23 protein-coding genes are annotated in these 21,356 nt (G+C 64.2%); 16 read left to right on the top strand and 7 right to left on the bottom strand.

The features are described 5' to 3' along the window. Window positions 1-22: 22 nt before the first annotated feature. Window positions 23-949 carry a TauD/TfdA dioxygenase family protein gene (locus tag AB7532_RS18035; protein WP_441236110.1) on the bottom strand — a complete coding sequence of 309 codons (927 nt, stop codon included), beginning with the start codon at window positions 947-949 and terminating at the stop codon, window positions 23-25. 300 nt (window positions 950-1,249) lie between these two features. Further along, a complete protein-coding gene (locus AB7532_RS18030) occupies window positions 1,250-2,689 on the bottom strand; it encodes an FAD-dependent oxidoreductase (RefSeq protein ID WP_441236109.1) in 1,440 nt (479 codons plus the stop codon). 26 nt (window positions 2,690-2,715) lie between these two features. On the opposite strand from AB7532_RS18030, the gene AB7532_RS18025 reads away from it, so the two are divergent. The 8 genes from AB7532_RS18025 to AB7532_RS17990 all read left to right on the top strand — a co-directional run bounded on the left by AB7532_RS18025 (window position 2,716) and on the right by AB7532_RS17990 (window position 7,693). After that, complete coding sequence (locus AB7532_RS18025) at window positions 2,716-2,940, top strand: hypothetical protein (RefSeq protein ID WP_441236108.1); 225 nt, start codon at window positions 2,716-2,718, stop codon at window positions 2,938-2,940. A gap of 121 nt (window positions 2,941-3,061) precedes the next feature. Then, window positions 3,062-3,877: a class I SAM-dependent methyltransferase gene (locus AB7532_RS18020; RefSeq protein ID WP_441236107.1), complete on the top strand. Its 816-nt coding sequence runs from the start codon at window positions 3,062-3,064 to the stop codon at window positions 3,875-3,877. A gap of 58 nt (window positions 3,878-3,935) precedes the next feature. Further along, on the top strand, window positions 3,936-5,279 hold the full coding sequence (locus tag AB7532_RS18015; RefSeq protein WP_441236106.1) for an LLM class flavin-dependent oxidoreductase: 1,344 nt from the start codon (window positions 3,936-3,938) through the stop codon (window positions 5,277-5,279). 45 nt (window positions 5,280-5,324) lie between these two features. After that, window positions 5,325-6,140: a MetQ/NlpA family ABC transporter substrate-binding protein gene (locus AB7532_RS18010; protein WP_441236105.1), complete on the top strand. Its 816-nt coding sequence runs from the start codon at window positions 5,325-5,327 to the stop codon at window positions 6,138-6,140. A gap of 9 nt (window positions 6,141-6,149) precedes the next feature. After that, window positions 6,150-6,476, top strand: a complete 327-nt coding sequence (locus tag AB7532_RS18005; RefSeq protein WP_441236104.1) for a hypothetical protein — start codon at window positions 6,150-6,152, stop codon at window positions 6,474-6,476. Window positions 6,477-6,684: 208 nt separating this feature from the next. Beyond that, window positions 6,685-6,837 (top strand): hypothetical protein, encoded by a 153-nt coding sequence (locus tag AB7532_RS18000; RefSeq protein WP_441236103.1) that lies wholly within the window; start codon window positions 6,685-6,687, stop codon window positions 6,835-6,837. A gap of 46 nt (window positions 6,838-6,883) precedes the next feature. Further along, complete coding sequence (locus AB7532_RS17995) at window positions 6,884-7,393, top strand: Lrp/AsnC family transcriptional regulator (RefSeq protein ID WP_441236102.1); 510 nt, start codon at window positions 6,884-6,886, stop codon at window positions 7,391-7,393. A 153-nt stretch (window positions 7,394-7,546) separates the two neighbouring features. Next, on the top strand, window positions 7,547-7,693 hold the full coding sequence (locus AB7532_RS17990; protein ID WP_441236101.1) for a hypothetical protein: 147 nt from the start codon (window positions 7,547-7,549) through the stop codon (window positions 7,691-7,693). Window positions 7,694-7,865: 172 nt separating this feature from the next. Here AB7532_RS17990 and ntrC read toward each other — a convergent pair whose 3' ends face one another. Genes ntrC through dusB form a run of 3 tightly spaced genes read right to left on the bottom strand, consistent with a single transcriptional unit; the run spans window position 7,866 to window position 11,491 of the window. Then, window positions 7,866-9,308 (bottom strand): nitrogen regulation protein NR(I), encoded by a 1,443-nt coding sequence (ntrC, locus tag AB7532_RS17985; RefSeq protein ID WP_008133472.1) that lies wholly within the window; start codon window positions 9,306-9,308, stop codon window positions 7,866-7,868. Window positions 9,309-9,317: 9 nt separating this feature from the next. Beyond that, window positions 9,318-10,493 (bottom strand): two-component system sensor histidine kinase NtrB, encoded by a 1,176-nt coding sequence (locus tag AB7532_RS17980; RefSeq protein WP_441236100.1) that lies wholly within the window; start codon window positions 10,491-10,493, stop codon window positions 9,318-9,320. After that, complete coding sequence (gene dusB / locus AB7532_RS17975) at window positions 10,490-11,491, bottom strand: tRNA dihydrouridine synthase DusB (protein WP_441236099.1); 1,002 nt, start codon at window positions 11,489-11,491, stop codon at window positions 10,490-10,492. The genes AB7532_RS17980 and dusB overlap by 4 nt, the downstream gene beginning before the upstream one ends. A gap of 282 nt (window positions 11,492-11,773) precedes the next feature. Here dusB and AB7532_RS17970 point away from each other — a divergent pair, with 282 nt between their 5' ends. Next, the gene (locus AB7532_RS17970; RefSeq protein WP_441236098.1) at window positions 11,774-12,955 is read left to right on the top strand and encodes a bifunctional 2-C-methyl-D-erythritol 4-phosphate cytidylyltransferase/2-C-methyl-D-erythritol 2,4-cyclodiphosphate synthase; all 1,182 of its coding nucleotides are present in this window, start codon (window positions 11,774-11,776) and stop codon (window positions 12,953-12,955) included. Window positions 12,956-12,958: 3 nt separating this feature from the next. Continuing rightward, on the top strand, window positions 12,959-13,570 hold the full coding sequence (locus tag AB7532_RS17965; protein WP_441236097.1) for a CinA family protein: 612 nt from the start codon (window positions 12,959-12,961) through the stop codon (window positions 13,568-13,570). A gap of 18 nt (window positions 13,571-13,588) precedes the next feature. On the opposite strand, the gene AB7532_RS17960 is transcribed toward AB7532_RS17965, so the two are convergent. After that, window positions 13,589-14,014 (bottom strand): GFA family protein, encoded by a 426-nt coding sequence (locus AB7532_RS17960; protein WP_441236096.1) that lies wholly within the window; start codon window positions 14,012-14,014, stop codon window positions 13,589-13,591. A gap of 63 nt (window positions 14,015-14,077) precedes the next feature. Next, on the bottom strand, window positions 14,078-14,857 hold the full coding sequence (locus AB7532_RS17955) for a mechanosensitive ion channel family protein (RefSeq protein ID WP_441236095.1): 780 nt from the start codon (window positions 14,855-14,857) through the stop codon (window positions 14,078-14,080). 1,302 nt (window positions 14,858-16,159) lie between these two features. On the opposite strand from AB7532_RS17955, the gene AB7532_RS17950 reads away from it, so the two are divergent. The 6 genes from AB7532_RS17950 to AB7532_RS17925 are packed head-to-tail and all read left to right on the top strand — an operon-like array spanning window position 16,160 to window position 21,330. After that, entirely contained in the window at window positions 16,160-16,867 is a 708-nt protein-coding gene (locus tag AB7532_RS17950; protein WP_441236094.1) for a c-type cytochrome, read from the top strand. Between the two features lie 8 nt (window positions 16,868-16,875). Beyond that, window positions 16,876-18,132 (top strand): cytochrome c, encoded by a 1,257-nt coding sequence (locus AB7532_RS17945; RefSeq protein ID WP_441236093.1) that lies wholly within the window; start codon window positions 16,876-16,878, stop codon window positions 18,130-18,132. Window positions 18,133-18,151: 19 nt separating this feature from the next. Continuing rightward, entirely contained in the window at window positions 18,152-18,328 is a 177-nt protein-coding gene (locus AB7532_RS17940) for a hypothetical protein (protein ID WP_441236092.1), read from the top strand. Next, entirely contained in the window at window positions 18,325-18,906 is a 582-nt protein-coding gene (locus tag AB7532_RS17935) for a cytochrome C oxidase subunit II (protein ID WP_441236091.1), read from the top strand. Before AB7532_RS17940 ends, AB7532_RS17935 begins: the two co-directional genes overlap by 4 nt. Then, window positions 18,893-20,515 carry a b(o/a)3-type cytochrome-c oxidase subunit 1 gene (locus AB7532_RS17930; RefSeq protein WP_441236090.1) on the top strand — a complete coding sequence of 541 codons (1,623 nt, stop codon included), beginning with the start codon at window positions 18,893-18,895 and terminating at the stop codon, window positions 20,513-20,515. The genes AB7532_RS17935 and AB7532_RS17930 overlap by 14 nt, the downstream gene beginning before the upstream one ends. Continuing rightward, a complete protein-coding gene (locus AB7532_RS17925) occupies window positions 20,515-21,330 on the top strand; it encodes a c-type cytochrome (protein WP_441236089.1) in 816 nt (271 codons plus the stop codon). Before AB7532_RS17930 ends, AB7532_RS17925 begins: the two co-directional genes overlap by 1 nt. Window positions 21,331-21,356 lie beyond the last annotated feature (26 nt).

The following is a 21,356-nucleotide window of genomic DNA, read 5'->3' as shown; positions in this document are numbered from 1 at the left end:
TGTGTTCACTCCATTGCTCGCTTCAGGCGGCCTTCGCCTGGGGCTTCGCCGCTTTGACGCGGGTGACGCTGCTGCGGCCGTCGATGCTGACCGGCACCTCGCCGTCGATGGTGGCGCGCCGGACCACGCGGTGCTGATCGCCGTAATCGTTCACGGCGTAATGTTGGGTCGCGCGATTGTCCCAGATCACCACGTCACCTTGCCGCCAGCTCCAGCGTACGGTGTTCTCGGGCGCGGTGATGTGCGACTGGAACAGGTCGAACAGCTTCTGGCTGTCGTATTTCGACAGGCCGACGAAGCGCTGGACAAAATTGCCGAGCACCAGCGTCCGTTCACCGGTCTCGGGATGGACGCGAACGACGGGATGCTCGGTTTCGTAGACAGTCGCTGTGAAGACCTCCTCGAACTGCTTCCGGTCGGCTTCGCTCGCGCGGGCCTTGACCGCGTAGTCGTAGGCATTGCTGTGCACGGCCCACAACTCGTCTGCGAGCTTGCGCAGCGGAGCCGGCAGATCGAGGTATGAGGTGGCCGTGTTCGACCAGATCGTGTCGCCGCCAAACTCCGGGATCACGACGCCGCGCAGAACCGAGATCTTCGGATAGGCATCGACGAAGGTGACGTCGGTGTGCCATTGGTCGGCCCGGCCGCCGCCCCGCCCGGAATCGAGCTCGAGAATCGAGGCGGTGCCCCTGGTCGCCCCGACGGTCGGATGCGGCACCAGCTTGCCGAGCCGATGCGCGAAGCGCTCCTGCTCGGCATCGTCGAGATGATTTTGATCTCGGAAGAAGATCACCTTGTGCTCGAGCAGCACCTGGTTGATCGCCGCGATCGTCTGGTCCGGCAGATCGCCCGAAAGCCTGATGTTCCTGATCTCTGCACCGATCCGCGCCGACCGCTTGACGATGTCCGCGCGCGGAATGACGTTGTCGATGGTGATTGCGTCCGTCATGTCATCTACCCCAAGACCGCGATCCGATTTGGACAAGGCTCCGCCATTCGCCGATCGCTGATGCGATGGCGGAGTGAAAACAGGTTGATGATGGTAGTCGATCCTCTTGCGGGACCGCAGTCAGCTCTGGCGGCGGCCCCGTCTGGCGGGATGTTCCGTGGCGGCTGCATCAGTGCAGCCGCGTATTCAGTCGCAGGATGCTAACCCAAGGTCTTCGGAAAGGGCTTCCAAAGTTGGAGCGACGCGGAAAACAGTTGCACCTGTCTTCACGACGTCTTCGGTTGTTATCTGCGCTTTGCCCTACTCTGCCGCGACGGTGCTCGGCGAACGCCAGATCGCTGAGGCATAAAGCGCGGGCTCGAAATCATCGGCGATCGACGCGTTGATGCGGGCCTCGTGTGCCGGCAGATCGTCCTGGAACAGGTCCCTGCTGATCCGCGCGACGACACCCTGGATATCCCGCTTGAAGCTCGGAACGTCGCCGATCGGCAGGCCGAAGCTGACGAACGCGGCAGGGTTGAAGACATGGATGTTGCGCAGGTACGGCGCGCGCCCGGGCTCTTTCTCCAGGAACTCGTGTCCAGCGCCGAGATAAGGATGGGCTCCAAGATTTTCATCCGATTGATCGGATGGCGGCGAGAAGCGGTCCCGCCAGAGCAATATCTCGTCCGCGAAACCGGTGAGCTCCGGCCGCCCGGCAAGGTCGACCTGATAGCCCGTGCCCGCGATGACGAAGTCGAACGCAATATCGCCATCCGTTGTGGTCGCCAGAAGCCGTCGTCCGAACGGTCTGGCCGACGTCCACGAGGCTCCGAGATGCAGATTGAAGTTCGGAAATTTGACGGCGCGCGTAACCGCGTCAGGTGGCGGCGTCGAGCCGGCACGGCGGAAGCGGATGGCTTGATGCCAGCGAACGGCGTCGGGCAGCGCTCCATAATTGTCATAGGCACCGGGATAGCCGCGCGTCCTGATGACCGGCTCCGAGGCAAGCCGGTTGCGCCGCGCGAACAGATGCACCTCGCGCGCGCCGCCTTCGAGCGCCACAGCTGCTGCATCAAATGCGGAGGCAGCGCTTCCGATCACGGCGACCGACTTGTCCCGCAGCTTTTCGAAATCAATGGGCTCAAGCGTATGGGCATACAGCTCCCTGGGCAGGTTTTCCGAGAGCACCTCGGGAATGATCGGGCCGCCGTTGCTCGGGAAACCGCTGGCGAGAATGACCTTGCGAGCCGTTTCCGTCGTCTGCCTGCCATCAATGTCGAGATGAATCCGAAAATGGTCGCCCGCCGGTTCGATCCGGACTAGTCGCGTCCGGTAGCGCACCTCGATGCCAAGCGTCTTGCGGTACCAGTCGAGATAAGCGGCCCAGTCGACCCGCGAGATACGATCAATCGCGTCATAGGCTGCTCTGCCGTGGCGGGATTCGTACCAGGCCTGAAAACTCAACCCGGGCAGGCCAAGCTCGGGTCCAGCCAGCCCTTTCGGGGTGCGAAGCTTCTGCATGCGCGCGCTGCTGAGCCAGGGACCGGTCGAAGCGGCATCACTGGCAGCGTCGATGACGGCGACCTTGCCGATGCCGGCGCGACGGAGCGCAAAGGCAAAGGCGCTGCCGGATTGCCCGCCTCCGATCACGGCGACGTTGTGATCGATCCCTTCGCGATCCGGGACCCAATTCTGCGGATCGGGGCCGATCAGGCGCAGGGTATCGCGAGCGGGTTGGTCGATATCCGATTGAAACATGGTGCACCTGGAGTTGAGCGCGTCAGATGCTGTCAAATCGTAAGAGCGATCGGCATTTCGTCAATGAAATGGAATTGGCTTTGTTTGACCGTCCGCGCAACGAATTCGTCGCAGCGTTACCGCGCGTTGAAACGTTCGCGCTGACGGCTCGATGCGACATTCGTCAACACGCACCGCAACTCGATTTCCGCAGCGGCGCGACGGAGCAACGCCGTTGCGGCTTCATCTCCATTCCGCAGCGCGATCGCTAGATTCATGCTCGCATCGCTGCGAACAACGTAAATTCATTTCATCGACATTCGCGATGTCCGCGACATAGAGTCCGGCCTGACCGAGCATCACTTGCTGTCTGCTGGCTATTCTGGAACGCACATGTCGACGCCTGGCGTCATCAGCCTCGAAAAGGATACACCTGAGCTTGCACGCACCTACGAGCAGGCTGGCGTCCTTCAATTTCACCACGGCAAGTTCCTGATCGGCCCGCTCGCCATCAGATCCGGCGATCACGTGCTTGATATCGGAGCCGGCACCGGCCGCCTCACCGAATTCGTCGCCGGGCTTGTCGGCCCCGACGGCCGCGTGATCGGCATCGATCCCCTGGACAACCGGATCGCCATCGCGCGCCTGCGCGAGACGACGACTTTGAGCTTCGACGTCGGTCGCGCCGAAGATCTCGCTCGCTTTGATAATGCGGCGTTCGACGTGGTCTATCTCAACAGCGTCTTCCACTGGATCGCGGACAAACCGCGCGCCCTGCGGGAGATTCATCGCGTCCTGAAGCGAGGCGGCAGGCTCGGTCTGAACATCCAGGATCCCTCGAAACCGCATCAATCGCGCACATTGCTGCGCGAGGCAATCGAGCAGGCCGGGTTCGCAGATCGAAGCAACGAGTCGTTCCGGGTATTGGGAGCGACAGACGAAGAGCTCGAGGCACTGTTCGCTGGAGCCGGCTTGACCGATTACCGAAGCGATCTGCGCTCGCTGGTCGATCTGCACGACACTGTCGATTCCGTGCTCGGCTGGTCCGAGGCAAGCGCCTTCGGCAACTTCCTCGACGGCTTTTCTTCCGCCGAACGTGCGGCAGTCCGGGGCGCCTTCGCCACGCTGGTTGAGGCCAACCGCACACCGGAGGGCCTCCGGCTGGAACGTTACCTGCGCTTCGCGTTCGCGCGCAAGCCAGCATCGTAGGACGTCCCTGCTCCAATAGCCGCTTCACCCTCGCCCATCGCATCCGGACCTTCGCATCATGAGCAATCAACGCCAGCTCGTTCTCAACCTCTTCATTTATCCCGGCGGCCATCACGAGGCGGCTTGGCGCTACAAGGGATCGTCAGCCGAGCGCATTCTCGACATTAGCTTCTATCAGGAGCTGGCGCAGCGCGCCGAGGCGAGCAAGTTCGACGCCATTTTCTTTGCCGACGGCCCGGCGCTGGCCGACAACGTTCGCTACGCCCAGCGCTTTCGCTTCGAGCCGATCACCTGGCTGGCTGCGATTGCCGCCGTCACCAGCCGCATCGGGCTGATCGCCACGGCATCCACGACTTATACCGAACCATACAATCTGGCGCGCCTGTTTGCCTCGCTCGATCATCTCAGCCGGGGCCGTGCCGGCTGGAACATCGTCACCACCAGCGCGCCGCAGGCCGCGCAGAATTTTGGGCTCCCCGAACATCCACCACACCAAGAGCGCTACGAGCGCGCCCGCGAATATCTCGACGTGATCTCGCGCCTCTGGGATAGCTGGGAGGACGACGCGTTGGTCAACGACCCCGCTTCCGGCATCTTCGCCGATACAAGCAAGATTCATACGCTCGACCATGTCGGCAAGCATTTCCGCGTTCGCGGTCCGCTGAATATCTCGCGCGTCCCACAAGGCCGGCCCGTCTATGTGCAGGCCGGCGCCTCCGACGATGGCCGCGCCTTCGCCGCCCGGTATGCGGAGGCGATCTTTACCGCGCATCAAACCCTGGACTCGGCGAAGGCGTTCTATACCGACATCAAGCGCCAGGCCCGCGCCTTCGACCGCGGTCCCGACGAAATCAAGATCCTGCCCGGGATCAGCCCCTTCATCGGCAGCACGCAGGCCGAGGCGGACCGGCTTCAGGACGAGTTCAACGAACTGATCCAGCCCGAATATTCGCTGACGCAGTTGCGTCAGATGATCGGCCTCGACCTCACGGGTTACGATCTCGACGGTCCGGTCCCCCGCGACCTCATCGACACCGCGAGCGCGCGCGGCGTCGCCAGCCGCTTCAAGCTCGTGGTCGATATCGTCGATCGCGAGAAGCCGACCATACGCCAGCTCGTGCAGCGGCTCGCCGGTGCGCGCGGCCACTGGGTCATCGCCGGCACACCGGAAAAGATCGCAGACGACATCCAGACCTGGTTCGAGAACGGCGCGGCGGACGGCTTCAACGTGATGCCGCCCTGGCTGCCCGGCGGCTTCGATGCGTTCGCCGAACAGGTCGTCCCGATCCTGCGCAGGCGCGGCCTGTTCCGCGAGGACTACACCGGCACGACGCTGCGCGAGCATTACGGCCTCGCCCGTCCGGCGAGCGTCTATTCGAACGCGGTCAAGGCGATCGCCTGAGACCACCTCCGCAAACCTATCAAAACTCAAGCTCAGCAAGTGAATATGAAGACAGCATTGTTTCTCCTCTCCGGACTCTTGGCTCTCTCCTCCTTCACCGCCGGAGGTGTCTCGGCACAACAACCCGCGAAGCCGGAGTTGCGGGTCGGCTTCGTGCCAGGCCCTTACATCGACGAATTCAAGATTGGCGTCGAACCGGAGCTGAAGAAGAAGGGCTACAAGATCCGCTACGTCGAATTTTCGACTGGGCTCGAGGCCAACAACGCCGTGTTCAAGTCCGAGATCGATGCCAATGTGATGCAGCACACGATCTTCCTCGATTCCTACAACGAGCGCCAAAAGACCGATCTCGCTGGCATCGTCCACGTCCCCACCCCACCGATGGGTCTCTACTCGAAGAAGCACCCGCTGGGCACACCGATCAAGCCGGGTTCCAGTGTCGCGGTGCCGAACGATCCAGTCAATCTGCAGCGTGCGTTGTGGGTGCTGCGTGATCTCGGCCTGATCGAGATCCGCGACAGCAAACCGATCGATGTCACCGAACTCGACGTCATCAAGAATCCCGGCGGCATCAAGATCGTGCCGCTCGAGGCCGCGCAGGCCCCGCGGGCGCTGGACGATGTCGACTTCGCCGCCGTCCAGGGCAATTTCGCGATCTTCAGCGGCCTGAAGCTGACCAACGCTTTTGCACTGGAGAAGATGACGACGCCATACATCAATGTCCTCGCCGTGAAGAAGGCGAATGCCAACGCAGAATGGGCCCAGGACATCGTCGCCGGCTACAAGTCGCCCGCCTTCAAGGCAGCGATCAAGGCCGACCGGTTCTATGACGGGTTCACGCTGCCTGATTACATGAAGTGAGTGGAGCGCATGTTCGATTTCACGCTCGAATGGGCCAGCCGCCGCTCCGTCTCCGAGCGCGCGATCGACGCGCGAGCGGTGACGGACCAGGTTCGTTTCCACGAGGGTTTCGTCCTCTCGCTGGCTTTTCTGATCATCTTCCTGTTCGCACTGGGCATCACGACAGGAGCCCATTTGAACGGACGAGCCAATCACGTTTTGCCCTATCTCGTGTCCGGAGGCATGGGCATGCCCATGCTCTACCCCGCATCCGAGTCCTGTCGCAGGCCGTCGAACCTCGGTTCCCTGCCGCAGCTCAGGCAGGCCGACGTGCTCGCGCTGCTGGCAGCCGACTAGAAGCAATGCATTCGATGCTTTTCGCCCAGCGACGGGCAACAAAATCGTCCATCGCCGTCAGTTGCCGTGGAATTTTCCGCGCGCACTTGTGACGACGCCAGTACGATTCAACCAAACTGATCCCGACGAGCGTGTAGCAATGTTCAACGCCATCCCTGCCATGATAGCTTTTGCCGGTTCTCGCCCTACACCGTTGTCCGGAGTGAACATGAGCTACGTCATCTCGCTGCATTCAGGATTCGCTCGTTTGGTCGAACAGGCACGCGGATGGTTCCAGCGCTCGCTGCAGCCCCGGCCGGATGGCCCGGACAACACGCAGGACGATCTCTACGAGATATTCCTGTTCGGGCCTCACGGCTGACGCCGGTCAAGAGCGCCTGACTACCCATCACACCGAGGTTTTGCACATGACCGACGCTGCGTTGCAGCTCGCCGAGACCGGCCGCCGTCTCGACGCCATCGACCGCAAGATCCTGGCGGTTCTCCAGGAAGACGCGTCGCTCTCGGTTGCGGAAATCGGGGACCGCGTCGGCTTGTCCTCGACACCGTGCTGGAAGCGAATCCAGAGACTGGAAGCCGACAGCGTGATCCTGAGACGGGTTGCATTGGTCGACCAGAACAAGATCGGGCTTGGCCTTTCGGTGTTCGTCTCTGTGGAGAGCTCCGATCACTCGGATGCCTGGCTGAAACGCTTTGCCGACGCCGTCAGGGCCATGCCCGAGGTGTTGGAATTCTACCGGATGGCCGGCGATGTCGACTACATGCTGCGCGTCGTCATTCCGGACATGCAGAGCTACGACGTGTTCTACAAGAAGCTGATCCACGCCGTTCCGCTCAAGAACGTCACCTCCCGCTTTGCGATGGAGAAGATCAAGTCGATCACGGCGCTGCCTATCCCGGTCATTGCGGCGGGATAGGCGCGGCAGCCGTTGAATTTGCTCTAAACCCGTAAAATTTGCCGAATTGCGACAATTCCGCGGCGCCTCCACCGCGATGCACCGACGCATCCACGGGCGGTGCGGATGCGAGGTATCCCGGAACAGAATCGGGGCCTGCCGGCTTGAACCGGCATGGATAGGTTCTTTCTCGCAATGATGGTGTCGGCCGTGCTGCTGCTGATCGTGGCCGCAGATCTGTTGGTCAATGGTCTCGGCGTACAGCCGCCGCTCTCGAACATCGCCAACGCGATGCCGGTCTCAACGCGCCTCGTCAGGTGAGTGCGACACTACGCCCGGCGCCCGACTGAGCAATTCTTATGTTCCATCGGAACATTTCGCCCTGATGCGGACTTCTGCTCACCGCGCGGACCAAAAAGGCCGGCGCGATCCGGACAGGCTCAGCTCCCACTTTGGTAGGGGGGAGCTGAGCCACCGTCCGTTTCAGCGAAGACTAGCCCCCGCTCCGATAGACCTGGATATCGAGATCCCGAATCTTCTTCCGCAGCGTGTTGCGGTTGAGGCCGAGCAGGTCGGCGGCGCGGATCTGGTTGCCGCGGGTGGCGGCGAGCGCGGCCGTCAGCAGCGGCACCTCGATCTCCTTGAGAATGCGATGATAGAGGCCCGGCGGCGGCACGCCGTTCGGGAAGCCCTGGAAGTGCGAGGACAGATACGCTTCGACAGCCCCGCCGAGATTGTCGACGCCCTGCTGGACCGCCGCACCGGGACTGACCGTGGGCGGCGCGAGCTCACCGTCGATGACGGAGCCCGTGATCACGTCCTGCGGATAGAGCGCGGCCAGGCGGCGGGCGAGGTTTTCGAGCTCGCGCACGTTGCCGGGCCAGCGATGCTGCTTCATCCGCTCCAGCGCCAGCGTGTCGAGCTTCTTCGGCGGCAGGCCGTCCTTCTCGGCCAGCGTGAAGAAGTGCCGCACCAGATCCGGCAGATCCTCGATGCGCTCGCGCAAGGGCGGCAGTCGCAACGGCACGACGTTGAGGCGGAAGAACAGATCCTCGCGGAACAGGCCCTGCTGGATCAGAACGCGCAGATCCTTGTTCGACGCGGCGACGATGCGCACGTCGGTCTTGATCGGCGTGCGGCCGCCGACTGTGGTGTATTCGCCCTGCTGGAGCACGCGCAGCAAGCGGGTCTGCGCCTCCATCGGCATGTCGCCGATTTCGTCGAGGAACAGCGTGCCGCCCTCAGCCTGCTCGAACCGGCCGGAGGCGCGGGTGTTGGCGCCGGTGAAGGCGCCGCGCTCATGGCCGAACAGCTCGGATTCGATCAGGTCGCGCGGGATCGCGGCCATGTTGACCGCGACGAACGGGCCGTTGCGGCGCTTGCCGTAATCGTGCAGCGCGCGCGCCACCAGTTCCTTGCCGGTCCCGGACTCGCCCGTGATCATCACGGTGAGGTCGGTCTGCATCAGGCGCGCCAGCACGCGGTAGATTTCCTGCATCGCCGGCGAGCGGCCGACCAGTGGGATCGCCTCCATCTCGGCGTCCTCGTCCGGCGTCGAGACCCGCTCCTTCGGCTCGGCCAGCGCGCGGCCGACGATGGCGATCAGCTCCTTCAGGTCGAAGGGCTTTGGCAGATATTCATACGCCCCCCGTTCCGAGGCGCGGATCGCCGTCATGAAGGTGTTCTGCGCGCTCATCACGATGACCGGCAAATTCGGCCGCATCTTCTTGATCCGCGGCAGCAGGTCGAACGCGTTCTCGTCGGGCATCACCACGTCGGTGATGACGAGATCGCCCTCTCCCTGGCTGACCCATCGCCACAACGTTGCGGCGTTGCCGGTGAGCCGGACTTCATAGCCGGCACGGGATAGTGCCTGATTGAGAACCGTGCGGATGGCGGTATCGTCATCAGCAACGAGAATGCTACCTGCGGGCATCGTTAATCCTCATTTTGCCCCCTGAGATGCAGACGACGACTTCCCGGCAGAGCCGTCGCGACTGCTGTGATCGGCATGTTTCGCCGATGTGGAATACATCGGCATCAGCACGCGAAAGGTGGTCTTGCGCGGCTGAGACTCGCATTCGATGATGCCCCCGTGATCGCCGACGATCTTGGCGACAAGCGCCAGACCGAGGCCCGAGCCGGTCTGCTTGGTGGTCACGAAGGGATCGAACAGATTGGGCAGAAGATCGTCCGGCACGCCTGGTCCGTTGTCCCTCACGCAGAACTCGAGCGGCAGGGATACACGGGTTTTTTGACCGGGGACTGACAGGCGCACGCCAGGGCGGAACGCGGTGGTGAGCTGGATCTCGCCATCGGGAACGTCGATCAACGCTTCGGCGGCGTTCTTCACGAGGTTGAGGAACACCTGGATCAGCTGATCCTGGTTCGCCAGCACCGGCGGCAGCGAGGGATCGTAATCCTCGACGAAGCGGATGTTGCGGGCAAAGCCCGACTGCGCCAGCCGCTTCACGTGATCGAGCACGGAATGGATGTTGACGGGGCCGCGTACCACGGGGCGTTCGTCGCCGAACACCTCCATGCGGTCGACCAGCGTCACGATGCGATCGGCCTCGTCGCAGATCAGCCGTGTCAGCATGCGATCCTCGGACGAGGCCTGCTGCTCCAGCAGCTGCGCCGCGCCGCGGATGCCCGAGAGCGGGTTCTTGATCTCATGCGCCAGCATCGCGGCCAGCGCGATCACGGAGCGCGCGGCGCTGCGATGGGTGAGCTGGCGATCCATCTTGTCGGCGATGGAGCGCTCCTGGAGCATCACCACGATATGGCCGGGCCGCTCCGTCAACGGAGCCACATGCAGATCGACCTGGCGGTCGCCGCCCATGCGCGGCGTGCCGAGATCGACCTTGTATTCGTTCACCGGCGCGTTCGACGAACGCACCTGATCGATCAGCGCCAGCAACGGGCTGCCGAACGGCACCAGCTCCTTCAGCGACTGCCGCTTGAGGAACTGCGTGGAGATATCGAAAAAGGCTTCGGTCGCGATATTGGCGGCGACGATCTTGCCGTCCGGCCCGATCATGAGCACGGGATTGGGCAAGGCATCCAGGATCGCGTCGCTGTCGGACGGAACCGGCCGGCGATGTTCAGCAGCTGAGCTCATGCAGCAGCGCTCCATGCAAAATCGTCGAAGGCATCTTGCAGCGACCGGTGGACGAGGCCCGGATCCTCGGAGGTCAGGATCTTCTGGCGCCAGCCCTTCAGCGTCTCGACCGGCACGCCGCTCGTCTCGGCCGCGACATCGAGCGCCCAGCCGAGATGCTTGCGGGCGTGCCTGAGGCCGACGCGCAGGCCGTAGAGCGCACAGACGCCGTCATAGAGCGTGCGGACATAATGCAGCTGGGTCTCGAGCGACGGCGTGGCTTCCGCCGCTCCGCCCTTCAGACGCCGGCCGATCTCGCCGGGCAGCCAGGGCTGACCGTTCGCGCCGCGGCCGATCATCACGGCATCGGCGCCGGAGGCCTCCAGCGCCGCGAGCGCCTTCTCGTAGGTGGTGATGTCGCCATTGACGACGAGCGGAATGGAGATGGCCTCGCGCACGGCGCGGATCGCGTCCCAATCGGCCTCGCCCTTGTAGAACTGGCAGCGGGTGCGGCCGTGCACGGTCACGAGCTTGATGCCGGCGGCCTCGGCGCGGCGCGCCAGCTCCGGCGCGTTGCGGGTGAGGTCGTCCCAGCCGAGCCGCATCTTCAGCGTCACCGGAACGTTCACCGCGGCGATCGTCGCCTCGATCAGGCTGACGGCATGGTCGAGATCGCGCATCAGGGCCGAGCCGGACTGGCCGCCGGTCACATGGCGGGCCGGACAGCCCATGTTGATATCGATGATGTCGGCGCCTTCCGCTTCCGCGATCCGGGCGCCTTCGGCCATCCAGTGAGCCTCGCAACCAGCGAGCTGGACCACATGCGGCCCTACGCCCGTCGCTTCGCAGCGCAACCGGGACATCTTGCGGCCATTGGCGAGTTCATCGCTGGCCGTCATTTCGGAGACGACCAGACCGGCCCCGAGCTCGGCCGCGAGCTTGCGGACGGGCGAGTCCGTCACCCCCGACATCGGTGCCAGGAAGACCGGGGTGGCGATTTCAATATCGCCTATTTTCAACGGCTTAGAGCCTGATACTGCCGAGCCGGTCACAGGGGTCCCGTTGCGTAGGCAGGGCCTCATCGCGCCTGCCATGACCTATCTTGCGCACAATTCTTGTGCAGTCAAGCGTCATGCCTACAGTTTAGACAGTTCTGCAAATCTTTCAAGTGCAGTGCAGCAAAATGCTGAATCCCGCAATCCGGGGAAACCCCCTTTTTTTGCGGGCCTGCCGTGCTAGAGGCATTCCAACAATTTGCACCCTCCCCGACTCCATCATCACCAACTGAGTATTTGAGTCCTATGGCGAAATCACAGCGCACCGCAGTCGTTCTCGTCGCGGCCGGCCGCGGCCTGCGTGCCGGCGCCGGCGGACCCAAGCAATATCGCGAGATCGGCGGCGTGCCTGTGATCTATCGCGCCATGGAAGCGTTCAGCCAGCACCCCGATGTGTTTGCGGTGCAGCCGGTCGTGAACCCCGACGACAGCGCGATGTTCACGGCAGCGGTCGTAGGTCTCAAACACGAGGCACCGACCAGCGGCGGCGCGACGCGGCAGGCCTCCGTGCTCGCCGGTCTGGAAGCGCTCGTCAAGCACAAGCCCGACATCGTCCTGATCCACGACGCCGCCCGTCCCTTCGTCTCGGCAGGCGTGATCTCGCGCGCGATCGAGGCGGCGAGCCGCACCGGCGCTGCGATTCCCGCAATTGCCGTCACCGACACCATCAAGGTCACCGGCGAGAACGGCAACGTCGAGGACACGCCGGATCGCGCGCGCCTGCGAATCGCACAGACGCCGCAATCCTTTCGCTTCGAAATCATCCTCGAAGCGCATCGTCGCGCGGCAAAGGACGGGCGCAGCGATTTCACCGACGATGCCGCGATTGCCGAATGGGCGGGATTGACGGTTGCAACCTTTGAAGGCGATGTTGCCAATATGAAGCTCACCACTCCCGAAGACTTCGTCCGCGAGGAAGCGCGCCTGGCCAGCCTGCTCGGCGACATCAGGACCGGCACGGGCTACGACGTGCATGCTTTCGGCGAAGGCGATCATCTCATGCTCTGCGGCGTGCGCGTGCCGCACACCAAAGGCTTCCTGGCCCATTCCGACGGCGATGTCGGCCTGCATGCGCTGGTGGATGCCATCCTCGGCGCGCTCGCCGACGGCGACATCGGCTCGCACTTCCCGCCGAGCGACGCGAAGTGGAAGGGCGCCTCCTCCGACCAGTTTTTGAAATACGCGATCGAGCGTGTCACGGCGCGCGGCGGCCGTGTTGCCAATCTCGAAGTGACGATGATCTGCGAGCGGCCGAAGATCGGCCCCTTGCGCGACGTCATGCGCGCGCGCATCGCCGAGATCTCCGGCGTCGACATCTCGCGCGTCGCGGTGAAGGCGACCACCAGCGAGCGGCTCGGCTTCACCGGCCGCGAGGAAGGCATCGCGGCCACCGCGAGCGCCACCATCCGTCTTCCCTGGAGCGCCTAGGCCATGGCCGGCAGCGACGCACGCGCCCTCTCCCGCTCGCTGCTCGATCTGTGCCGGATGCGCAAGCTGACGATCGCCACCGCCGAGTCCTGCACCGGCGGGCTCGTCGCGGGCGCGCTGACCGACATCCCCGGCTCCTCCGACGTGATCGATCGCGGCTTCGTCACCTATTCGAATGATGCGAAGCGCGCGATGCTGGGCGTCGAAGCCGGCACGCTCACCAATTTCGGCGCCGTTAGCAAGGAAACCGCGACCGCGATGGCGGTCGGTGCGCTGGAGCGTGCCGATGTCGATCTCGCGGTTGCCATTACCGGCATTGCCGGTCCCGGCGGTGCGACGCCCGGCAAGCCGGTCGGTCTCGTCCACTTCGCCGTTGCAGCCCGCGATGGCCGCATCGTCCATCGCGAGCACCGTTTCGGCGCGATCGGCCGGACCGCCGTGCGCCAGCGCTCGGTGATCGAGGCACTGCGCATGCTGATGGATCTCGCGCGTGGTCCGCAGGCCCAGACCAAGCCGCGCCGCGCCGCTGCCGCAACGCGCCTGCGTCCCCGCGTGACCCGCTCGCCGCGACGTCACGCCGTGAAGCGCAGGACGCCGCGGTCGCCGCGAAGCTAGGTCAGGCCATAACGATCGTCAGTCCGACGGAATGAAGCGGAGCGTGCCGGCCCGGCGCGTCGGCTTGCCGGTGTCGTTGGTGTGATTGATGCCGTCCATGACCGGCACCTCGGCGAAATCGAACGGGCTTACCCCATCCAGGCAAGCGACGTTGACGGCATAGAGAGATTGGTCGGATCGTCGCTGGTGGTGCGTGTAGATTCCGCAGCGGGAGCAGAAGAAGTGCTCCGCTGATCCGGTGTGGAAGCGGTAGCTCGTGAGCGCTTCCTCGCCCTCGAGGAACGTGATCCCGCCCATTGCCGCCATGACGACGACGGCACCTCGCATGCGGCAGTAGGAGCAGGTGCAGCGGCGGATCGAATTGAAGCCGTCGCTGAGCGTCGCCTCAAAGCGCACCGCGCCGCAATGGCATTGGCCCGCCCGAACGTTCGTGTCGTCCACCATGTTGCGCGTGTCTCCTGTTCGGGGCACTTCTACGATATCCCGCGCAGGATCACCAAGCCCCCCTCACGCCGCCGCGAGCAGCGCACTCGCATGGTCGAGCACGCGCTGCTTGACTGCCGCGGCATCGGACGGATTGACCTTGGCACTCACGGTCAGCTCCACAATGGGCGCTGCGGGATCGGCGGCGTCGATCACCTTCGACACGTTGACCGACGGCGCGGCGCGTTCGTCGATGCGCGGGTCGTCGCGCAGCTCCTTGAGGATCTGGCCGGCGAGCGTGTTGGCCGATCCGGCCCTGACCGGAAACGTCACCTTGATTTCGCCCGTGCCGGGATAGGCGCTGCGATTGATGATGGCCGCGCCCCAGACCTGCCCGTTCGGAAGCAGGATCTGCGTATTGTCGGGCGCCACCAGTTCGGTCATGAACAACGACAGCGACTTCACCTTCCCGGCCTTGCCGCCGACCTCGACGTCGTCGCCGATGTGGAAGGGGCGGAACAGCAGCAGCATCACGCCCGCGGCGAGATTGGACAGCGTGCCCTGTAGCGCGAGGCCAATGGCGAGTGATGTCGCGCCCAATACGGCGACGAGACTTGCGGTCTGGATGCCGAACAACTGAAGCACGGCGATGCCGACCACCGCGAGCACGCCATAACGCGTGACGCTGGAGATGAACAAGGTCACGAGCGGATCGATCCGGTGGCCGACATTCAGCACGCGCGTGACGAAGCGCTGCATGGCGCCGGACAGATACCAGCCCACGGCCAGCAGCAGGATCGCGTAGATCGCGTTCAGCCCATAGAGAATGAGCGATGCGCGCAGAGTGTCGAAATTGACGGTCATGAGGTCTCCAAGCCGGACAATCCCGAGAGAACTCGCCGCAGCGCGAAATGATCCCTCAGGGAACCTCTCGTCGCAGGCCCGTGGGTAGCAGCAGACGCAAAGGCCGGAGATCAACCGCCAAAATCATTCACCGCAAATGCGACCCCTGCGTTGTTCGCTCGATGCGATGAATCACGGGAAGTTTCTGCTCAATGGCCTTCGCGAGCACCGTGCCCGTGGTCCGTCCGAGCTCTTTCGCAATTATTGTGATCGGCTTGGTTCCTGCGAGCTTTCGGAGCCGGTTGAGGTCGTCCTCGCTCCACGATTGCTTCCAGCGTGCCATCTGTCCTGATCTCGCTCCACACGTCCCCCGCCCGACTCGAAGCGTAGTTGAATAGGACATGATATGCAGCCCTTGCAGGTGTCTCGCTTGCGGTCAGGGGTGTTCCGTCAGCTCGGCGCATTTTGGCACAAACTGCACTTGTCACCGTCGTGCGATCTGCGCTGAAATAATCGGCTATGCGCCTGCTTGCAGATGCCTTCACATCCCAAGCGCTTGTGCTGCCCGTCGGGCGAAACACCCAAGCCATGGGGCAACCCGTGCGCTCAAAAATATTCGCCTTTACAGAAATTCTGGTTTACCGCACTCTCCCGCCACCTCACCCCTTGTCAGAGGGGCGTATCGCGATCGTCACGAACGCGGGGTGAGCCGTGGTGGACGCAGGCAGCATCGGCGCGAAGGGCATCGCAGGGCGGGCAACCGTGAGCGGCGGCCGGCGCGCACACGACCGGTGCAGCTTGCGTACGGTAAAACCGTGTCGTCCTGGCGTCCGGGGTCTGTACGCCAAGTCTTGCGGTGATGTGGCGGCCCAACCGGGCACGTGCATCAGCCATCCGCAGGGCGACGGGGGCAATAGTGCATCGCTCCCCGGGGAGAGCTCGGCATAAGCCGTAAAACCATTGCGCAGGGAAGGCCGGATGTTTGGCTTCACCTGTATGCCGCTGTGCAGCTCTTCGTAGCGCAATCTTCGCACAGTGGACCGTGGGTGCCCGGCCGGCACCCGGTCTTCCCTGCGCCCTCTGACATCGAGGGCGACATGACGAGGCAAAGCTCGGACAGGAACTGTCGCGAGGGCGCAGATTTATGTCCGGTTTTCAAAAAGCACGCAAATTTTGTCGAAAGCGATCGGGATCGCAAATGTGCAGGCGCGACCAAACGTCATCGTTCGCGTCCGATCTTGCGTGGGAAAATATTGGCGCAATAATGCGGCCCTACGTTGTGATCCGGAATCAACTGGACCAGCATTGTGGAGGGCGACGAAAGTGTTCGCTCGCGCCGCGGCCTCGGCCGCCGTGATGATCAGCTTGGCCGCCTTTGATGGTGCGGCCGCACAAACCGCCAACCAGCCGCCGGATACCATGGCGGCGCGGGTGGAAGCGTGCACGCCCTGTCACGGCAATAGGGGCGAAGGCACCAGCGACGTCTATTTCCCGCGGCTTGCCGGCAAGCCTTCAGGCTATCTCTACAATCAGCTCCTCGCCTTCCGCAGCGGCCGGCGCAAATATCCGCCGATGAACTATCTGCTCGAATTCCTGCCCGATCCCTATCTGGAGGCGATGGCCGAGTATTTTGCCGGCGAGCACCCGCCTCTGCCGCAGCCCTCACCGAGCGAAGTCAGCAAGGACGTGCTGGCGCAGGGCGAGGCGCTCGCCACCAGCGGCGACGCGGGCCGTGGCATTCCAGCCTGCGTGAGCTGCCACGGCCCGGCGCTCACGGGCATGCAGCCCGGCATCCCCGGACTGCTGGGCCTCCGCGCCGCCTATGTCAGCGCGCAGCTCGGCGCCTGGCGCTACGGCACGCGCACGGCGAAATCGCCCGACTGCATGCAGCTCGTCGCCGGACATCTGACCGAGGCCGATGTTACCGCGGTCGCAGCGTGGCTCGCGACGCGGCCGGCACCCGCCAACCCGGCTCCCGTCCCGAAAGGCACCTACGCACTGCCGTTCGGCTGCGGCAGCCAGCCCAACTGACGAGGCGGATGATGGGCTCGAAACTGTCGATCACGCTCTTATCCATCAAGCTCCTGGCTCTCGCCGCGCTCACCACGGCTGCGCAGGCCCAGGACAAAGCCGGCGACATCATTGCGCGTGGCGAATATCTCGCCCGCGCCGGCGATTGCACCGCCTGCCATACCGCAGCGGAGGGCCGCCTGTTCGCCGGCGGCCGCCCGATGCCGACGCCGTTCGGAACGATCTACACCTCCAACATCACGTCCGATCCGGAGACCGGCATCGGCAAATGGAGCGCGGACGATTTCTACAGGACCATGCACAATGGTCGCTTCCCCGACGGCGGGCTGATCTATCCGGCGATGCCGTTTGCGTCCTACACCAAAGTCACGCGCGCCGACAGCGACGCGATCTTCGCCTATCTGCGCTCGATTCAGCCTGTGAACCAGAAGAACAAGCCGCACGAGCTGCGTTTCCCCTATGACAACCGCCAGCTCATCCTAGGCTGGCGCACGCTGTACTTCCGCGAGGGCGAGTTCAAGCCCGACCCGGCCAAATCGGCGGAATGGAATCGCGGCGCGTATCTGGTCGAGGGCCTCGGCCACTGCGGCATGTGTCATTCGCCGATCAACGCGCTCGGCGGCACCGCGCAATCGGATGCCTTCAAGGGCGGCCTGATCCCGATGCAGAACTGGTACGCCCCCTCGCTGACCTCCAACCGTGAAGCGGGGCTCGGCGACTGGAGCATCAAGGACATCGCGGACCTGCTCCAGACCGGCGTCTCAATGCGCGGCGTGGTCTATGGCCCGATGGCCGAGGTCGTGCACAACAGCCTGCAATATCTCAACGACGAGGACACACGCGCCATGGCGGTGTACCTCAAGGGCATCGCGGAGCCCTCGCCTCCGCCACCGGCAAGCTCGAGGTTGCCGACCACCGAGAGCAGCCTGCTGATCAGCCTCGGCAAGACCGTCTACGACAAGAATTGCGCGAGCTGTCACGGCACGCAGGGCGAAGGCAAGCCGCCGCACTGGCCGCCACTCGCCAACAACCAGTCGATCGAGATGCAGTCGGCGGTCAACCCGATCCGCATGGTGCTCAATGGCGGTTATCCGCCGGGCACCAAGGGCAATCCGATGCCCTACGGCATGCCGCCCTTCGCCGGCCTGCTCTCCGACAACGAGGTCGCCGCCGTCGTCTCCTACATCCGCACCGCCTGGGGCAATCGTGGCACGCCGGTTTCGGCGCGCGAGGCCAACGAGCTGCGCTCCGCACCGCTGAACTGAGAGGCGCCAGAGGTCCGTCATGTTCAATTCCGATCCGCCGACCAGCCCAGCTGCTGCCGATCAGGCCGTCGAGGACGTCGTCGCCGCAGGGCCATCAGGCGCGATCGTGGTCGCCGGCATCGCCACGGCCTGCGTCGTCGCGATGTGGCTCGCTTTCTATCTGTTCGTCTTCCTGCCGCGCGGACCGCTGCAATGAGCACAGGGCAAGCCCACAGCAACGGCAGCGCCAGCGCCAGCGCCGAAGTCGCGGCCCGCGTCGAGCGTCGCTGGGCGACCATTGCCGTGGCCATCATCGTGATGATGGCGCTGCTGGCGGCCTTCGCCGGCATCCATCGCGCGACCATGCCGCAGCCGCGCGTCGAGACCATCGATCCATCGCGGATTCACCTGTCCGGCGAGTTCGTCGAGAGCAATCTCGGCAGCGTGCTGGAGGCCAACGGCAATGTGACCGTGCGTGCGATCGGCCAGCAATATTCCTTCACGCCGGCCTGCATCGTGGTGCCCGTCGACACGCCCATCACCATGCGCGCCACGAGCGCCGACGTCGTGCACGGCATCCTGGTCCAGGGCACCAACGTCAACACGATGCTGGTGCCGGGCTACATCTCCGAGCAACTGATGCGCTTTACGAGGACCGGCGACTATCTGATGCCGTGCCAGGAGTTTTGCTCCTTCGGTCACGAGGGCATGTGGGGCAAGGTCAAGGTGATCGACAAGGCCGACTTCGCCGAGCGCGCGAAGGGCGGCGGGAGGCTGAGCTGTGTTGGTCAATAGGAAGCTCATCCTCGCCCATTTCTGGCTGGCCTTCGCCGTGTTCGGCTTCGCGCTCACGCTCGGCGCCTGGCAGATGTTCATCCGCAGCCCGATCGGCACATGGCTGTCCAATCCCGAGCTGTATTACCGTTCGCTGACCGCACACGGCACGGTGATGGGTTACGTCTTCCCGACCCTGGTCGCGATGGGCTTTGGCTACGCCATCAGCGAGTCCGCGCTGGAGCAGCGCCTGGTCGGGGTGCGCTGGGCCTGGGCCGGGTTCTGGCTGATCGTGATCGGCGCAATCATGGCGATGGTCCCGGTCGCGCTGGGCCGCGCCTCGGTGCTCTACACGTTCTATCCGCCGCTGATCGGCAACGTGTTCTACTATCTCGGCGTCGTCCTCGTCGTGGTCGGGTCCTGGATCTGGGTCGCGCTGATGTCGATCAATCTGCGCGTCTGGCGAAAGGCCCATCCCGGCGCTCCGGTACCGCTGGCGATGTATGCCAATGTCGCGGGCTCCTATCTCTGGGCCTGGACCGCGGTCGGCGCCGCGCTTGAGCTGCTGCTCCAGATCATCCCGGTTGCGGCAGGTCTGAAGGCCACCATCGACGCCGGTCTTGCCCGCATCTTCTTCTCCTGGACGCTGCACGCCATCGTCTATTTCTGGCTGATGCCGACCTACATCGCCTATTACACCATCGTGCCGCGCGCGATCGGCGGCCGGGTCTATTCCGACAGCATGGCCCGGATCTCCTTCATCCTGTTCCTGGTGGTGGCGATGCCGATCGGCATGCACCACACCTTCGCCGACCCCCAGGTCGGCGCCGGCTTCAAATTCATCCATTCGGCCTTCACCGCGCTGGTCGCGCTGCCGACGCTGCTGACGGTGTTCACGATCTGCGCCTCGGTGGAAATCGCAGCGCGCCTGCGCGGCGGCCGCGGCATGTTCGGCTGGATCAAGGCCCTGCCCTGGGACAATCCGATGATGCTGGCGCTGGCGTTCTCGTTCGTCATGCTCGGCTTCGGCGGCGCCGGAGGGCTCATCAACATGAGCTATCAGCTCGATGCGTCCATTCACAACACGCAGTGGATCACCGGCCATTTCCACCTGATCTTCGGTGGCGCGATCGTGATCATGTATTTTGCGATCGCCTATGATCTGTGGCCGCATCTGACCGGGCGCGAGCTGATCGACCTCCGCCTGATCCGCACCCAGCTCTGGCTGTGGTTCATCGGCATGATCGTCACGACCTTCCCGTGGCACTGGGTCGGCATTTTGGGCATGCCGCGCCGCATGGCCTATTTCGACTTCGGCGATCCCGCCATCGCCCCGCAGGCGCTCTCGGTCACCTTCTCGGCGATCGGCGGCTTCATCCTGCTGGCCTCGGGCATCATGTTCATCGTCATCCTGGCGCGCGGCATGCGGGCACCTCAGGTCGACGCCGGCCCTTATCGCTTTGCGCTCGCCGTGCATGAACCCCGGACCGTTCCGGTCGCACTCAATACGCACGCCCTGTGGGTGGCGCTGATGATCGCCCTCACCCTCACCAATTACGGCTATCCCATCCTGAATCTGGCATTGAGCTCAGGCACGTCGGTGCCGGCCGTCTATGTGGGAGCGCAGTGATGAGCACGCGCGACCTCTTCACCTTCAGCAACCGCCATTTCACGACCGGAGTCGGCGTCATCGCCGGGGTGCTGGTCGTGACGACGATCGCCGGTTTCATCGTGCTGCCCTTCGCGCAGCCATGGGTCCAGTTCGCCAACGTATGGGATGCGATCTGCAGTGCCGCCGGCGTCGTGCAGCGCGCGCCTGACGTCACCGCGCCGGAGCAGACGAAACGCCTGTCGGAGGTCGTGCTGACCTCGCGCACGCTGTCGCGTCCGAGCCAGGAGGCGATCGGCCGCGGCGCCACGCTCGCGCAGCGCTGTGCGATCTGCCACGGCCCCACCGGCATCAGCCGCGCGGACTCGCCCAATCTCGCGGGTCAGTATGCGGCCGTGATCTACAAGGAGCTGCACGATTTCCGCACCGGCGCGCGCACCAATGCCGTGATGTCGCCGTTCGCCGTCAATCTGACGGATCAGGAGATCGCCGACCTCTCGAACTATTACGCCTATCTGCCGCGGCTTCCGGCCTATCACCCGACGCCGCAACTGCCGAAACCCAACATCGTCATCTACGGCGCGCCGATGCGCGGCATCGCGCCCTGCGGCGCCTGCCATGGCAGCCTCGACAACAAGACCGGCAGCCCGTGGCTGGAGGGACAGTCGGAGGCCTATATGAAGGCCCAGCTCCACGCCTTCGCGTCCGGCGAGCGCCGCAACGACATCAGCCAGCAGATGCGCAACATCGCGCGCGCGATGACGCCGCAGGAGATCGAGCAGGCCGCGGCATACTACGCATCGCAGCCGCCGGATGTGGTGAAGGCGGTGGATTGAGCCTTGCTGTCATTGCGAGCGAAGCG

The sequence above is a fragment of the Bradyrhizobium sp. 930_D9_N1_4 genome (assembly GCF_052076015.1).
Classification (GTDB): domain Bacteria; phylum Pseudomonadota; class Alphaproteobacteria; order Rhizobiales; family Xanthobacteraceae; genus Bradyrhizobium.
Note: the sequence above shows the minus strand (reverse complement) of the source record. Positions and strands in the feature narration are given on the sequence as shown.